Origin of the sequence: Flavobacterium sp. YO64, from assembly GCF_004119505.1 — a bacterium.
Taxonomy (GTDB): Bacteria; Bacteroidota; Bacteroidia; order Flavobacteriales; family Flavobacteriaceae; genus Flavobacterium; species Flavobacterium oncorhynchi.
Genome location: NZ_NRQV01000004.1, coordinates 71,278 through 85,137 on the forward strand (window position 1 = coordinate 71,278; position 13,860 = coordinate 85,137).

Annotated in this window: 18 protein-coding genes; 14 read left to right on the forward strand and 4 right to left on the reverse strand. The window is 32.6% G+C overall.

The window, feature by feature from the left end:
* Window positions 1–13: 13 nt before the first annotated feature.
* On the reverse strand, window positions 14–742 hold the full coding sequence (locus BOW57_RS04110; RefSeq protein ID WP_129053129.1) for a geranylgeranylglyceryl/heptaprenylglyceryl phosphate synthase: 729 nt from the start codon (window positions 740–742) through the stop codon (window positions 14–16).
* 86 nt (window positions 743–828) lie between these two features.
* On the opposite strand from BOW57_RS04110, the gene BOW57_RS04115 reads away from it, so the two are divergent.
* From BOW57_RS04115 to BOW57_RS04125, 3 genes are all read left to right on the forward strand, one after another.
* Window positions 829–1,425: a Crp/Fnr family transcriptional regulator gene (locus BOW57_RS04115; protein ID WP_129053130.1), complete on the forward strand. Its 597-nt coding sequence runs from the start codon at window positions 829–831 to the stop codon at window positions 1,423–1,425.
* A gap of 80 nt (window positions 1,426–1,505) precedes the next feature.
* Complete coding sequence (locus BOW57_RS04120) at window positions 1,506–1,790, forward strand: hypothetical protein (RefSeq protein ID WP_089052658.1); 285 nt, start codon at window positions 1,506–1,508, stop codon at window positions 1,788–1,790.
* Window positions 1,787–2,188, forward strand: coding sequence for a group III truncated hemoglobin (locus BOW57_RS04125; protein WP_129053131.1), 402 nt, complete (start codon window positions 1,787–1,789; stop codon window positions 2,186–2,188). The genes BOW57_RS04120 and BOW57_RS04125 overlap by 4 nt, the downstream gene beginning before the upstream one ends.
* Here BOW57_RS04125 and BOW57_RS04130 read toward each other — a convergent pair.
* Window positions 2,185–2,841 carry a 4'-phosphopantetheinyl transferase superfamily protein gene (locus BOW57_RS04130; protein ID WP_129053132.1) on the reverse strand — a complete coding sequence of 219 codons (657 nt, stop codon included), beginning with the start codon at window positions 2,839–2,841 and terminating at the stop codon, window positions 2,185–2,187. The two genes, BOW57_RS04125 and BOW57_RS04130, sit on opposite strands and share 4 nt — an antisense overlap.
* A 277-nt stretch (window positions 2,842–3,118) precedes the next feature.
* Between BOW57_RS04130 and ahcY the strand changes: the two genes are divergently transcribed.
* The 10 genes from ahcY to BOW57_RS04180 all read left to right on the forward strand — a co-directional run bounded on the left by ahcY (window position 3,119) and on the right by BOW57_RS04180 (window position 12,179).
* Window positions 3,119–4,435: an adenosylhomocysteinase gene (gene ahcY / locus BOW57_RS04135; protein ID WP_129053133.1), complete on the forward strand. Its 1,317-nt coding sequence runs from the start codon at window positions 3,119–3,121 to the stop codon at window positions 4,433–4,435.
* 201 nt (window positions 4,436–4,636) lie between these two features.
* On the forward strand, window positions 4,637–6,955 hold the full coding sequence (locus BOW57_RS04140) for a patatin-like phospholipase family protein (RefSeq protein ID WP_129053134.1): 2,319 nt from the start codon (window positions 4,637–4,639) through the stop codon (window positions 6,953–6,955).
* Between the two features lie 89 nt (window positions 6,956–7,044).
* Window positions 7,045–7,329, forward strand: coding sequence for a hypothetical protein (locus tag BOW57_RS04145; RefSeq protein WP_089052653.1), 285 nt, complete (start codon window positions 7,045–7,047; stop codon window positions 7,327–7,329).
* A gap of 9 nt (window positions 7,330–7,338) precedes the next feature.
* Window positions 7,339–8,418, forward strand: a complete 1,080-nt coding sequence (locus BOW57_RS04150; protein WP_129053135.1) for a hypothetical protein — start codon at window positions 7,339–7,341, stop codon at window positions 8,416–8,418.
* Between the two features lie 47 nt (window positions 8,419–8,465).
* On the forward strand, window positions 8,466–8,798 hold the full coding sequence (locus tag BOW57_RS04155; protein ID WP_129024010.1) for a multidrug efflux SMR transporter: 333 nt from the start codon (window positions 8,466–8,468) through the stop codon (window positions 8,796–8,798).
* 60 nt (window positions 8,799–8,858) lie between these two features.
* Window positions 8,859–9,320, forward strand: a complete 462-nt coding sequence (locus BOW57_RS04160; protein ID WP_129053136.1) for a GNAT family N-acetyltransferase — start codon at window positions 8,859–8,861, stop codon at window positions 9,318–9,320.
* A gap of 123 nt (window positions 9,321–9,443) precedes the next feature.
* Window positions 9,444–10,286, forward strand: coding sequence for a methylated-DNA--[protein]-cysteine S-methyltransferase (locus BOW57_RS04165; RefSeq protein WP_129053216.1), 843 nt, complete (start codon window positions 9,444–9,446; stop codon window positions 10,284–10,286).
* A gap of 105 nt (window positions 10,287–10,391) precedes the next feature.
* Window positions 10,392–11,105, forward strand: a complete 714-nt coding sequence (locus BOW57_RS04170; RefSeq protein ID WP_129053137.1) for a 2OG-Fe(II) oxygenase — start codon at window positions 10,392–10,394, stop codon at window positions 11,103–11,105.
* Between the two features lie 233 nt (window positions 11,106–11,338).
* Entirely contained in the window at window positions 11,339–11,584 is a 246-nt protein-coding gene (locus BOW57_RS04175) for an Ada metal-binding domain-containing protein (RefSeq protein ID WP_129053138.1), read from the forward strand.
* The gene (locus BOW57_RS04180) at window positions 11,571–12,179 is read left to right on the forward strand and encodes an alpha-ketoglutarate-dependent dioxygenase AlkB (RefSeq protein ID WP_129053139.1); all 609 of its coding nucleotides are present in this window, start codon (window positions 11,571–11,573) and stop codon (window positions 12,177–12,179) included. The genes BOW57_RS04175 and BOW57_RS04180 overlap by 14 nt, the downstream gene beginning before the upstream one ends.
* A gap of 11 nt (window positions 12,180–12,190) precedes the next feature.
* Here the strand turns inward: BOW57_RS04180 and BOW57_RS04185 are convergent, their stop codons facing one another.
* Together BOW57_RS04185 and BOW57_RS04190 are read right to left on the reverse strand one after the other, a co-directional pair.
* Entirely contained in the window at window positions 12,191–12,511 is a 321-nt protein-coding gene (locus BOW57_RS04185) for an MmcQ/YjbR family DNA-binding protein (protein WP_129053140.1), read from the reverse strand.
* A gap of 32 nt (window positions 12,512–12,543) precedes the next feature.
* The gene (locus tag BOW57_RS04190; RefSeq protein ID WP_089052727.1) at window positions 12,544–13,299 is read right to left on the reverse strand and encodes an NUDIX domain-containing protein; all 756 of its coding nucleotides are present in this window, start codon (window positions 13,297–13,299) and stop codon (window positions 12,544–12,546) included.
* 277 nt (window positions 13,300–13,576) lie between these two features.
* On the opposite strand from BOW57_RS04190, the gene BOW57_RS04195 reads away from it, so the two are divergent.
* A complete protein-coding gene (locus BOW57_RS04195) occupies window positions 13,577–13,846 on the forward strand; it encodes a hypothetical protein (RefSeq protein WP_241687377.1) in 270 nt (89 codons plus the stop codon).
* Window positions 13,847–13,860: the final 14 nt, after the last annotated feature.

Below are 13,860 nucleotides of genomic sequence, written 5' to 3' on the forward strand. Positions count from 1 at the left end.
GTAAAAGTTTTATTTAGGATTCAAAAAAATGGCTGTCATTTTCAAAAGCAGTTCCTACAACTACCAAATCAGCGCCAGCATTGTAAGCTTTTTTAATGGAATGCAAATCTACAATTCCTCCTCCAACAATAACAGGAATTTCAATATTTTGAGCAATTAACTGTATCATTTCTAGTGGCACTGGATTTTTTGCTCCACTTCCCGCTTCTAAATAAATCAATTTATTCCCTAACATTTCGCCTGCTTGAGCTGTTGCGAGTGCCAAATCAAAATTCTCACGACTAAGAGGTTCCGTTTTGCTAACACGCGCAACGGCAGTTTCGTTACCACTTTCAATCAAAATATATCCTGTAGAAATAACTTCAAGATTTGTTTTTTTAAGAATTGGAGCCGCCTGAACCTGATACTCTATTAAATAATCAGGATTACGTCCGGAAAGTAAAGACAAAAACAAAACAGCATCGGCTTGCGGGGAAATCTGTGATGGATCTCCTGGAAACAAAACAACAGGCAGGTTTGTCTTTAATTTTAACTCTTGTATTAGATCTTCTAGAACATTACTTTGAACAATACTTCCGCCAACAAAAATATGAGTTGCTGGAGATTCATTTATTTTAAACAATAAATGATGTAAATTTTCCCATACAATTTTATCGGGATCTAGAAGTATGGCCAATAACTTTTGTCCATTTTTCTTAGCCTCTAAAATCTGCCGATGAATACTGAGTAATTTTTGCTCCATAATGGCTGTAAAAGTAAAAAGTTTTTAATGCCAAAGAACTATTTTGAATGAATTATCTTTGTAAAAACAGCTTTAAATCAATTTTTATGATTGCTTCCGAATTATTAGAAAAATATGACGCAATAAGAAAGACTATCGATAAAAATGAAATTCTTTTTGAAGAAGGAAATTTGCCAACACATTATTACCAAATTATTTCAGGCGAAATTAAAATGAGTAATTATAATGATGATGGAAGAGAATTTATTCAGGGTATATTTTATAAAGATCAGTCTTTTGGAGAACCTCCATTATTTTTAAATCAAAAATATCCAGCAAATGCTATTGCTGTAGAGAACACTGAAATTTTTCTTCTGCCTAAAGTTATTTTTATGAAACTGCTGCAGGAAAACCCTTCTGTAAGCATTAATATAATTGAAAATCTTGCGCAGCGCTTGTATTACAAATCTATAATGGCGGCAGAAATATCGACTCATGAACCTGAGCATAGGGTTTTAAAATTAATAGATCACGGAATTGCTTATTTTAATTTTAAAAAAGATGCAAACGGACATCTTATTAATTTTACAAGACAGCAAATTGGAGACTTAACCGGACTGCGTGTTGAAACTGTTATTAGAGCTATAAAAGCACTTGAAAAAAAGGGACAACTAAAAATAATAAACCGAAAAGTATATCGATAAAAAAGATTATGTTTTATGATTTAAGTCATAAATAACAGCGTCAAGGTACCTGTACCTTTGTTATTCTAAAACTTAATATCATGACACTTTATCAAACAACATTCGAAAATTTTGACAAAAATTATATTGGTTCTGCAACAATGGCTGTAATTGGTCAAAGCTGTTTAGGAGCCGCTGCTGCAATGTTTATTCTTGCCAATGGAACTTCTATTCCGCAAATGATACAACTGGCTGTTATTGTTTTAGTTTGTATCTTTGTAAATACTTCAATTTTGGCTCAAATGAAGCATAAAGTGGTTTTTAACTTACTTCTTGCAAGTGCCTTTTTTAGTGTTTTATTTATTATTTTGAATAGTCTTACATGAGTAAAAAACAAATAGAAAATAGAGACGATGTTTCTTTTCTAGTCCATCGATTCTATGAAAAAATAAGAGCCGATGAAGAAATTGGCTTTTATTTTAATGAAATGATTAAAGATTGGGATTCACACCTAGAAAAACTGACTGATTTTTGGGAAATGAATTTGTTTGGCGTGAAGAAATACAATGGCAATCCTATCGCTGTTCATAATGAAGTTGATGCTCATTTTAAGGGGCAGATTACTTCAAATGAATTTGGAATTTGGCTTAATCATTGGTTTCAAACTTTAGATGAATATTTTGAAGGTGAAAATGTCGAAATACTAAAAAGACGTGCTAGAAAAATGAGTACTTTTTTGTACATGAACATGTTTGAACATCGAAAAAAAGATGATAATGCTTAATTATTTTTTTCAAAAGCATAAACTAATGTAAAATTACCCTCAAAATTATCTGATTTTATTTCTTCATAATGCACATCAAAATCTTTCACTAAATCATCAAAATGAAGACTGGCGTTGGTTTTAGCTTTATTCAAAGAAAAATCATCAACCCTAATATGATCTTTAAAACTAATGCCTTTTTCATTTCTGATTTTAAAAATGGCTTCTTTTGCACCCCAGATAACAGTAAGTTTCTTTACGTAATCTTCTAAAACATTTGGATTTAGATAGTCAAATTCAGTATCAACAAATTTATCTGCAATGCGAAGTATTTTTTCGCGCTGTAATTCCATATCGATTCCTACGGTTTCATGGCTGACAATTATTGCCGCAAAATGGTACGAGTGCGTAATTGAAATATGATTATGACAATCAAAATAAGGTTTTCCAAATTCGTCATAATGCAAATCATGGTCTGTAAAACCCATTTCCTGAATCAGCATTCGAACGCTTAAAAAAGCTCGCTGATGCAATTGTGATTTCATTCCATCAAGCCTGCGCTGTGTCTTTTCTTTTAAGGTAACCTTACTATATAATTCATCGAACGATTCGGTTATTTCCCAAATTAAAATTTTTGTGGTTTCGTTGAATTGTATGGTTTGAAATAAAGGCATTACTTTTTAATTATGGATTATGAATTATTTTCCTGATTTAAAAACTGAATTGTAATTTAATGTCAGATCTTTTAGCCCTGATGGGAACGTCATCCTTTTGTGGCGGGGTTCGCCATAAAAGATATAGTGGACAGCAGGATTAGCTTCTAAAAACCTTTATTAACTAACATTCTAAAGATTAAGAAATTAAAGATTTCACAAATCTGACAGAAAGTAGTAAAAATAAAAAGCTATTATGTAAATTTGCAAAAATTTTACAATTACAAATATACTATAAATGAGTACAACGACTACGCCTTATGTGGCTTTCAAAGTAAAAGACATTTCTCTGGCTGCTTGGGGAAGAAAAGAAATTGAACTAGCTGAAGCTGAAATGCCAGGTTTAATGGCTCTTCGCGCTGAATATAAAGACGAACAACCTCTTAAAGGTGCTCGTATCGCTGGATGTTTACACATGACGATTCAAACTGCAGTTTTAATTGAAACTTTAATTGCTCTTGGTGCAGAGGTTACTTGGTCTTCTTGTAACATTTTCTCTACTCAAGATCAAGCTGCTGCTGCTATTGCTGCTGCTGGAATTCAAGTTTATGCTTGGAAAGGTCTTGACGAAGAATCATTTGACTGGTGTATTGAGCAAACTTTATTCTTTGGTGAAGACAGAAAACCATTGAACATGATTCTTGATGACGGTGGAGATTTAACTAACATGGTTATTGATCGTTTCCCAGAATTGGTTCCTGGAATTAAAGGTCTTTCTGAAGAAACTACAACTGGTGTTCACAGACTTTACGAAAGAGTAAAAGCTGGAACGTTGCCAATGCCTGCAATTAACATTAACGACTCTGTTACTAAATCTAAATTTGATAACAAATACGGTTGTAAAGAATCTGCTGTAGATGCTGTACGTCGTGCAACTGACTTAATGTTAGCTGGAAAAAGAGTTATCGTTTGTGGATACGGTGATGTTGGAAAAGGAACTGCTGCTTCTTTTAGAGGTGCTGGATCTATTGTAACTGTTACTGAAATCGATCCAATTTGTGCTTTACAAGCTGCAATGGACGGTTATGAAGTTAAAAAATTAAACACTGTAATTGCTAATGCTCATATCATCATTACAACTACAGGAAACAAAGATATCGTTCTTGGAGAGCACTTCGAGCAAATGAAAGACAAAACTGTTGTTTGTAACATCGGACACTTTGATAACGAAATTGATATGGCTTGGTTAAACAAAAACCACGGTGCATCTAAAATCGAAATCAAACCACAGGTTGACAAATACAACATCGCTGGAAAAGACATCATCATTCTTGCTGAAGGTCGTTTAGTAAACCTTGGTTGTGCTACAGGTCACCCAAGTTTTGTAATGAGTAACTCATTTACAAACCAAACTTTGGCACAAATCGAATTATGGAATAACAGTGCAGCTTACAAAAATGAAGTTTACATGTTACCAAAACATTTAGATGAAAAAGTTGCTGCTTTACACTTAGCTAAATTAGGCGTTGAACTAGAAGTTTTACGTGATGATCAAGCTGCTTATATTGGTGTTCCAGTTGAAGGTCCATTCAAACCAGAATACTACAGATACTAAATCAATTTTAGATTTCTTAAAATAAATTGAATATTAAAACCCTTGCAGAAATGTAAGGGTTTTTTATTTTTAATGCTTTTCAGAATAAGTAAATTGCCTGTTTAAACATTTTAATCAAAAAATTCTACTTTTTAGAAATAAGTCCTTAATTTTAAAAATAAAAATAAGCCCTTATTTCTCAAATACATAAACATTGTAATCTTGAAAAAAACATCTTATTTATTCGCTTTCTTGTTTTTACTCGCTCTCCCGCAAATTATTTTGTCGCAGGAAAAGAAACCAAAGGTAGTTTTAGTATTGAGCGGCGGCGGTGCAAAAGGAATTGCCCATATTCCGCTTTTACAAAAACTAGATTCTCTACACATTGTTCCAGACCTAATTGTTGGAAATAGTATGGGAAGTATCATTGGCGGTTTATACGCAATGGGATACTCTGGTGACAGTATAGAAAAGTTAACCAAAAACATTAATTGGGACAAATTACTTGGCGGCGGTCAGTCATTAAAATCTGTCAGCGTAGAGGAAAAAAGAGAATTTCAAAGGTATTTAGTTGGAATTGGGATTAAAAACAAAAAACTAAACAGCATTGGCTCTTTATTAAATGATCAAAACTTAAGAGAATATCTTTCTGAATTAACTTACCCAGTATACAACATTAGAAACTTTGACAGCCTTTCTATCCCGTTTAGAGCCATGGCTACTGATTTGTCTGAGGGAAAAGAGGTTATATTAAGCAAAGGCAGTTTAGCTTATGCAATGAGAGCCAGTATGTCGCTGCCTGCTATTTTCAAACCTATGTCGTACGAAAAAACAGTATTAGTTGATGGTGGTGTTTTAAATAATTTCCCTACAGATGTTGCCCAACAAATGGGCGCTGACATTATTATTGGCAGTGATGTTGGAGGCGGATTGGAACCAATAGAAAAACTGAACAATGTTTTAACCATATTGACGCAAACCAGTATGTTCCCCAGTAACATTAAGAATCCGGCAAATAGAAAACTCTGCGATATTTTAGTAGATCACATGCCCAACCTTCGTTTTTCGACTGCAGATTTTGCTGATAGTGCAGAAATCTATAAAGATGGTAAAATTGCAACAAATGAAAATCTTCCTGCTTTAATCGCCTTATCCGAAAAATTAAAAGGGTATCAACAACGCATTCACGAATTACCACAAATGCCCTCAGAAATTATTCTTGATACCATTATTTACAAAAAAATAAGCAAGGAAAATCTCGCTCTGGTATTAGGAAGAATGAATCTCAAAACACATGTAAAATATACCACAAAAGATTTAATAGCAGGTATTAACAGAGCAATGGGCACTAATCTTTTTGACGAGATTACATATAACTATTTCATCAAAGATGAAAACAAACTAGGGGTTACAATCTTCGGTCATGAACGTGCCAAAAATCAACTAAACACATCTCTACATTATGACACTTACCGTGGCGTTGGAATCATTTTTAATTACACCGCCAGAAATGTTCTCGCCAGAGCATCTCGCCTTCTTATAACTGCAGATATAGCCGAACAGCCAAAAGTTAGAATTAATTATCAGAAAAATTTTGGAAAAAACCGAGATTGGTGGTGGTCATCTGAACTTTACGGAGCCTTATTGAGGCAAGAGATTTATTTTAACGGCAAAGCTTCAGATAATGTACTTTATAATTCTGTTGAATTTAATAATGAAATCAATAGAAATATAAATTCATTAAAAAGTTATTTTGGCTATGGTTTACACTATCAATACGCTAATTTAAAACCAAAATACGACAGAGAATACAATCCTAACTCGATCGACATCAGGAATTACTCATTAAACAACATAGAACTAAACATGCATTATTCCTACAATGACATGGATAAAGTTTTCTTTGCTGAAAACGGAACAATTTTAAAAGCAAATGTAACCCGATCATTGTTTACAGATGTCTACACCTCTCTTAACGATCCAGATCAAACGCACATATCTGGTTCTACCAATGGTTATACAAAATTTGGTTTCAGTTTTGAAAAAAGAGCTCTTTTAAGAAAAAAAATAACGGGAATCATTGGGTTTGATTCTTATTTTATTTTTGAGGATAAACTTAGCGACGATCAAATCTCGTTTTCGGATTTTGGTTATGCGGCAAAATATTTCATAGGAGGAATTATCCCAAGTTCTGGCAGTAATCGTTTTTCATTTCCAGGCCTGCATGAAGACGAACTCAATGTTTCTCAATATATGGGCTTAAAAATTGCTTCTCAAATAAATCTTATGGGAAAAGTCTACCTGACTCCACATTTTAATATCGCAACTGTTGGTTTTGAATCTTTTGATAAATACATAAATAAGGCATTTAGTCCAAAAGGAAAATGGGATGATGGCTTTGACCCAAGTCTTGTATTATCTGGAGGAGCTTCTATTTCTTATCAATCTATTTTAGGCCCTATTCATTTTGATACTTCTTGGATAAATAATATAGACAAGGTAAGATTATTTTTTAGTGTTGGATTCTCATTCAACCCTTAATAGAACTCTATAACTAAAAATAGAATTTTCTTTTTTATGCTTAAATTTGAAATCTAATAACTTGCAAAAAAGTAAAATTTTATAAAATAATGATCGAAAATGTTTTATGTGAACTACATGGCTCAAAAGAAATGTCTTTTGGCTGTATTCATATTGCAATGGCAATAGATTCAGACGAAAAAACAGGCTTTTTCTACTCAGAAGCCGAAGAAGATCTTCCACAGATTGCTTGGTGCGGAGAATGTGAACAATATCTTCTGGATAATGGTGAAGAATGGACTGATGTTTTTCAAGCTAAAGCTGATTTTAAAATGTTATGCAGCGATTGCTTTGATGAAGCAAAAAACAAGGAATCAGAAATTCATTTACGATAAATAAATCTTATGAAAAAGAGTATTCTTTTTTCTGCTTTCTTCTTTTTAAACGTAACAGTATTTGCTCAAAGCAATGATATCTGGATCTCATTTCCAGATAAAGATTCAACTCACATTGGATTTAAAGACAAAAACGGCATCATCAAAATTGAGCCAAAATTTATGGGATTTACAATCGCTCATAAATTCGAGAATATTATAGCCGTTACAGAAGGAAATAATCAAAAATGGGAAAGCTATTATTTAACCAAGACTGGCAAAATTGTTGGCCGAGACAGTTTATATATTTTTGACAATGGTCCAGATTGTGAAAATGAAGGTTTTATAAGATTTAGAGATCGTAAAACGGATAAAATGGGAATGTTTAATGGTGAAGGTAAAATCGTAATTCCTGCAGTATACAGCAATTTAACTAAAGTTAGAAATGGAACTTTTATAGGATTAAAAGATGCTGAAAAAGTAAGAGATGGAGAACACTTTTTCTGGACTGGAGGAAAAGAGTTTCTAATCGACATCGATAACAATGTTTTAATTGAAGATTTTGCATACAATGATAACCTTAATTTTTATTCTCTAGAAAAATCGACAGTACTTAGTAAAGATCCAATAAGAGAATGTTTTCTTGGAGTTGACGGTCATTATTATTCGTTTATAAACTTTGAAAAAGAGTTTAAAGAATGGCTGACAAACAGTTTGCTCAAAGATTTATCTAAAGCTAATATATTAAAACAATCTTTTGACAAAATTACTTATTGGAAAGAACCAATGGGCTGGATTAGTAACCCCAAAAACAAGTTCATAAATAATAATTACAATTTTTTAAAGCTTAAACTTCAAGAGTTAAATACTGCAAAAGCAGATTACTTCATTTCGGCTGACGGTTTGAATCAATTTATTTTTGAATCTGCCGAATACGAAATGTATTTCAATAATTGTAATGAATCTAAAGACTGGATTTACCCTATTATGGATATTGTAATCAATTCAAAAAACAAAACAGATTTTGGACAGGATCATTTTGAGTTTTTAAGAACTGAAAATGGTTATAAATTAATAAGTGTTTCTGCAAAAAAACATAAACTTAAATAATTGCTTCCTGCTTTGTACAAACCGTAACTTTGTAAAAAAACTTAATTATGAAGAATTTTTTATTTTTATTTATCGCTATTGTCTTCGAAATTATTGCCACGACTGCATTAAAAAAATCGGAGCAGTTTACTCAACTTATTCCCAGCATTATTACAATCGTAGGATACTTTGCTGCATTTTACTTTTTAAGTTTTGCCATAAGAACTATTCCGGTTGGTTTTGCTTACGCTATTTGGTCAGGAGTCGGCATTGTTTTAATTACAACTATTGGCGCTATTTTCTTTAAAGAAATCCCTGATTTACCTGCCATAATTGGATTGAGCTTAATTATAATTGGAGTTGTTGTAATTAATGTTTTTTCTAAAACTACAGCGCATTAAATCCTTTTTCATCATTACAACACTATGATAAATGAAACATCACAATAAATCAACAAATTAATGATTTTCAAAAAAGGCACACTTTCAGACTTAGACGAAATGCAGCAATTGTATATAGAAACCATACAATCTGTCTGCAAGAATGATTATAATCCCGCACAAATCGAAGCTTGGATTTCTGGCATAGAAAACAAAGAACGCTGGCTTGAAGTTATTGAAACGCAATTTGTTCTTTTGGTAATTATTGAAAATCAAATCGCTGGTTTTGGAACTTTAAAGGATGGAAACTATATTGACTTCTTTTACATTCATAAAGATTTTCAACGACAAGGAATTGCTTATAAGCTTTTAACAGAATTAGAGCTCGAAGCCAAAAAACAATATTCCAAAAATATAACTTCAGATATCAGTATTACAGCAAAACCATTTTTTGAAAAAAAAGGATTTATTGCAAAAGCCGAACAAAAAAACATTCGTCACAATGAAATACTTATCAATTACAAAATGGAAAAAGAATTATAGTTTTTTGTTTCAAGTTTCAGGTTATGTTAGAACATGAAACCTGAAACAAAAACTATTTCCGCAAGATTCGGATTTTATACCTGCAGAAACCAATCGATATTTGCCTTATAAAATTGAATGAAAATGAACACACAGGAAACCATTAATTATAATCGTATTGCAGAAGCCATCGATTATATCAAAGCCAATTTTAAAGAGCAGCCTAATCTCGATGAAGTTGCCGAAAAAGTGCATTTAAGTCCGTTTCACTTTCAGAAACTTTTCAGCGATTGGGCAGGAACAAGTCCGAAGAAATTCTTGCAGTATACCAGTTTGGAACATGCCAAAAAACTGCTTAAAGAAAATCAAGCAACCGTTTCTGAAACAGCTTACGAAACAGGACTTTCTGGAACAAGCCGTCTTCATGATTTATTTGTAAACATCGAAGGAATGACTCCTGCCGAATATAAAAACGGCGGAAGGAATCTTGAAATAAATTACAGCTTTGCCGAAAGTCCATTTGGTAATATTATTGTAGCCTCTACTTCAAAAGGAATTTGTTTTATGGCTTTCGCCGAAGATGAAACAAACGGCTTAAATGCTTTAAAAGACAAATTCCCCAATGCTTCTTTCTCTAGAAGACTAGATTTAGTGCAGCAAAATGCATTGTTTATATTTCAAAATGACTGGAGCAAATTATCCGAAATAAAACTGCATCTAAAAGGAACCGATTTTCAATTGAAAGTTTGGGAAACGCTGCTAAAAATCCCAATGGGACAGCTTTCAACTTATGGTACTATTGCACATCAAATTGAGAAGCCAAATGCTTCAAGAGCTGTTGGAACTGCAATTGGCAGTAATCCAGTTGCTTTTTTAATTCCATGCCATCGTGTGATTCAATCTTCTGGGATCTTTGGCGGTTATATGTGGGGAAATACTAGAAAAACGGCCATAATTGGCTGGGAAGGCGCGCAGATAAATCTATAGTTTTTTTGCCACGAATTGCACTAATTTTTATTCTAATTAATAAAAAAAATAATTCGTGAACATTCGTGTAATTCGTGGCAAAAAAAATTCCACTCTAAAATCATTATGCAAAATATACAATCAATAATTGCTTCTCAAAACTGGGAAAGCATCACCGAATCTATGCACGAAAATGGATTCGCAATCATTCCGAAAATACTTAATAACGAACAATGCGAAGATTTAAAATTTGATTATGATAATCCAAATTTATACCGAAAAACAGTTGTAATGGAACGTTACCGATTTGGTTTAGGCGAATACAAATATTTCAATTATCCTCTTCCTGATTTAATTCAGAATATTCGATCTGCAATCTATCCCAAATTGGCACCAATCGCAAACGCTTGGATGAAAGTTCTAAATATTAATACGATCTTCCCAGATAAACATGGAGACTTACTAAAACAGTGTCACGACAATAATCAATTAAAAGCAACGGTTCTGATTTTAAAATATGGCAAAAGCGGTTTTAATACGCTCCATCAGGATTTATACGGAGATGTTTATTTTCCAATTCAAATTGTACTCTTCTTGTCTGAACCTGATGAAGATTTTACTGGCGGTGAATTTGTTCTTACACAGCAAACGCCAAGGGCGCAATCTAAAGCTATTGTTTTGAAACCCAAAAAGGGAGACATTTTGGTTTTTACAACCAATTTCAGACCTGTAAAAGGGTCAAAAGGGTATTATCGGGTTAATATGAAACATGGAGTAAGCGAGGTTCAATCTGGTGAAAGATATACGCTGGGAATTATTTTTCATGATGCGCTATCGTAGTTTTAATCTCTTGAAGTCGCAAAGTTTTTCTCATTTTATGTCATTTCGACGAAGGAGAAATCTTCGTAAGTAACTCCGTAAAGAGAATCCAATCTTTGTCGAACTTCTCGTGGAGATTTCTCCTTCGTCGAAATGGCAAACTGCATGGGAACTTTGTGAACAAAACTTTACGACATTGCAACTTTGCGAGAGATTTTCCCGTATGACTCTACAAAATAAAATATAATAAAATTATGATTGAACACAATAAAATTTCAAATTCAGACCTTCGAAATAAAATTAAAAAAGGCGAAATTTGTTTCGGCGGCAACCAAAAATTAAAGATCTACGGAACGATGAAATGCTCTTCAGGAAAAAGAATGAAACGCGAAAATCGGGTTTTCTTTTCTTCAGAAAATGAAGCTAAACAAAATGGTTTCAGACCTTGCGGACATTGCATGAAACTTGAATATCAAAAATGGAAAAATGGACTTATTTAATCCTCAAATAGACGAAACAACAAATCTGCTTCCTAAGGATGGTACGGTCAATTATTACGGAAAATTGTTTTCGAGAGAAAAAGCCGATTTTTATCGTGATATTCTATTGAATACGATCGAATGGAAAAATGATGAAGCGATCATTTTTGGAAAATTAATTTTAACCAAAAGAAAGGTGGCTTGGTATGGTGATAAGGAATTTGAATACACATATTCGAATACGACAAAAAAAGCGCTTCCTTGGACAAAGGAATTACTGGAACTAAAAACTTTTATTGAAGAAAAAACAGGAGAAACTTTCAATTCCTGTTTACTCAATTTATATCATTCCGGCGATGAAGGAATGGCGTGGCACAGCGATGCTGAAAAGGATTTGAAAAAAAACGGAGCAATTGGTTCTGTAAGTTTTGGTGCTGAACGTAAATTTGCTTTCAAACATAAGGAGACTAAAGAAGTTGTTGCTATGATTTTAGAACACGGGAGTTTATTGGTTATGAAAGACGAAACACAAACGCATTGGCTTCATCGGCTTCCGCCAACAAAAACTACTCAGAAGCCAAGGGTAAATTTAACTTTTAGAACTATTGTCGGGTAAGGTATAAAACTCTATTTCTTTTTAGAAGCGACACTTTGGTAGGAAAGTAATAAAGCATCCGCAAACATTTCAGGTCTTACTTTTGAAAGCTCAACAATTGTCCAGCCTTGTTTTCCCCATTTATTAGGTATTGGATAAAAAATCATTTCACTTGAAGCGCAAAATACAGATTGATCGATTTCATTGAATTTTAAAACGGCGTGGTTTTTCTTTTTATCATAAGTGGCGAAAATTTTTTTCTTGACACGAAAAGATGTTTTTTCAAAATGTGGTTCCTCTGCCGCATTTTCAAATGATAAAGCTAATTTTCGGAATGTTTCAATTGACACCATAATCGCAAATTATTTATCAGACTTAACAAATTTTACCAACCTTGATTCAATCCATTTTTCAAGACCTCATCGTATTTTTCTTTATCAAAAGAATATAAGTTTGGTGCTTTGTGGGCAACATTACTTTTCTTTTCGTCAAGTTTAACCAGAATTCCAATATTAGTTATCTTTCTAAGAAAATTTCTGCGATCTAGTTTTTTATCTAAAATCGTTTCGTATAATTTTTGCAATTCTGGAATCGTGAATTTCTCTGGTAATAAATTATATCCTATGGGCATTAAATTCAACTCTATTCTTAAGGTATCGAGAGCTTTGTCTAAAATTTCCCGATGATCTAAAATAAGATCTGGAACTTCTTTATGATCGATCCATTCTACAACTTCGTTTCTGTTAATAGGATTAGGAAGTATTTTTAGAAAATCTACTAAGGCATAATAACCAATTGTTACAAAACGCTGCGTAAGCCATTTTCCTTGTTCGGGATCAATATCTAAATGTTTTAAAATTTCATTCCCAAAATGATTATCATTTCGCTTCGTTTTTCCAAATGTGGCAAACTGCCTTAAAAAAACACCTTCAACTCCTGTTCTTTCATTTAAAATGGTAACCGCTGCCGTATCAATATCCTGATCAATTGGAATAAATCCGCCTGGTAAAGACCATTTTTCGTTGTGTGGAATTTTAATCAGCAGTACTTTCAATTGGTTATCGTGAAAACCAAAAATCACACTATCAATTGACAATCCCGGCTGGTAATTTTTATTATTTTCTAAAATTGATTTCAGCATTGATTTTATAATTAATACGACATTTAGTTTCAATTGTGTACGCAATTTACTTCATTTTTTACAAATCGCATTTATCCATTTTTAAAATCAGAAAAAAAACAAAAGTGTATAAATCACAATTTTTGTTAAAATTAAAAATGAAATCAAAAAAACAAGTACATTGCGTCATAATAACACATTTAATGATTAATTGTGAAAAACAATTAAAAAAGAAAGAGAAAGAACTGCTTTTATACCACTTATAGTTCTTATCGAAGAAAACAAAATTTAGAAGAAAATGATGGAGAATATGACCACTAATCCGTTAAAAAAAATCAATTCAAAAATTAGAGATAAAATCTGGAGTTCTTTTGGTTTTGTTTCTAAAACTTATCTTTTGGAAGCTTCTTTAAAATACAGCGAAGAGCAGGAAAGAATTTTTAATGAAATGATCGTTGAAACTGAGGCTAAAGATAAAAAAGCAAAACGTGAAGCTTTTGACAAAGCATTGTATGCTTCATATAAAGGAATTGGCGCTATGGATTTTATAAATACGGTTTTAAAATAATTTAGCCTCTTTAT

Excerpts from the sequence above, each read along its gene's own strand:
- BOW57_RS04110 (WP_129053129.1), bottom strand. The coding sequence starts at position 742 with ATGGAGCAAAAATTACTCAGTATTCATCGGCAGATTTTAGAGGCTAAG.
- BOW57_RS04115 (WP_129053130.1), top strand. The coding sequence starts at position 829 with ATGATTGCTTCCGAATTATTAGAAAAATATGACGCAATAAGAAAGACT.
- BOW57_RS04120 (WP_089052658.1), top strand. The coding sequence starts at position 1,506 with ATGACACTTTATCAAACAACATTCGAAAATTTTGACAAAAATTATATT.
- BOW57_RS04125 (WP_129053131.1), top strand. The coding sequence starts at position 1,787 with ATGAGTAAAAAACAAATAGAAAATAGAGACGATGTTTCTTTTCTAGTC.
- BOW57_RS04130 (WP_129053132.1), bottom strand. The coding sequence starts at position 2,841 with ATGCCTTTATTTCAAACCATACAATTCAACGAAACCACAAAAATTTTA.
- ahcY (WP_129053133.1), top strand. The coding sequence starts at position 3,119 with ATGAGTACAACGACTACGCCTTATGTGGCTTTCAAAGTAAAAGACATT.
- BOW57_RS04145 (WP_089052653.1), top strand. The coding sequence starts at position 7,045 with ATGATCGAAAATGTTTTATGTGAACTACATGGCTCAAAAGAAATGTCT.
- BOW57_RS04150 (WP_129053135.1), top strand. The coding sequence starts at position 7,339 with ATGAAAAAGAGTATTCTTTTTTCTGCTTTCTTCTTTTTAAACGTAACA.
- BOW57_RS04155 (WP_129024010.1), top strand. The coding sequence starts at position 8,466 with ATGAAGAATTTTTTATTTTTATTTATCGCTATTGTCTTCGAAATTATT.
- BOW57_RS04160 (WP_129053136.1), top strand. The coding sequence starts at position 8,859 with ATGATTTTCAAAAAAGGCACACTTTCAGACTTAGACGAAATGCAGCAA.
- BOW57_RS04165 (WP_129053216.1), top strand. The coding sequence starts at position 9,444 with ATGAACACACAGGAAACCATTAATTATAATCGTATTGCAGAAGCCATC.
- BOW57_RS04170 (WP_129053137.1), top strand. The coding sequence starts at position 10,392 with ATGCAAAATATACAATCAATAATTGCTTCTCAAAACTGGGAAAGCATC.
- BOW57_RS04175 (WP_129053138.1), top strand. The coding sequence starts at position 11,339 with ATGATTGAACACAATAAAATTTCAAATTCAGACCTTCGAAATAAAATT.
- BOW57_RS04180 (WP_129053139.1), top strand. The coding sequence starts at position 11,571 with ATGGACTTATTTAATCCTCAAATAGACGAAACAACAAATCTGCTTCCT.
- BOW57_RS04185 (WP_129053140.1), bottom strand. The coding sequence starts at position 12,511 with ATGGTGTCAATTGAAACATTCCGAAAATTAGCTTTATCATTTGAAAAT.
- BOW57_RS04190 (WP_089052727.1), bottom strand. The coding sequence starts at position 13,299 with ATGCTGAAATCAATTTTAGAAAATAATAAAAATTACCAGCCGGGATTG.
- BOW57_RS04195 (WP_241687377.1), top strand. The coding sequence starts at position 13,577 with ATGATGGAGAATATGACCACTAATCCGTTAAAAAAAATCAATTCAAAA.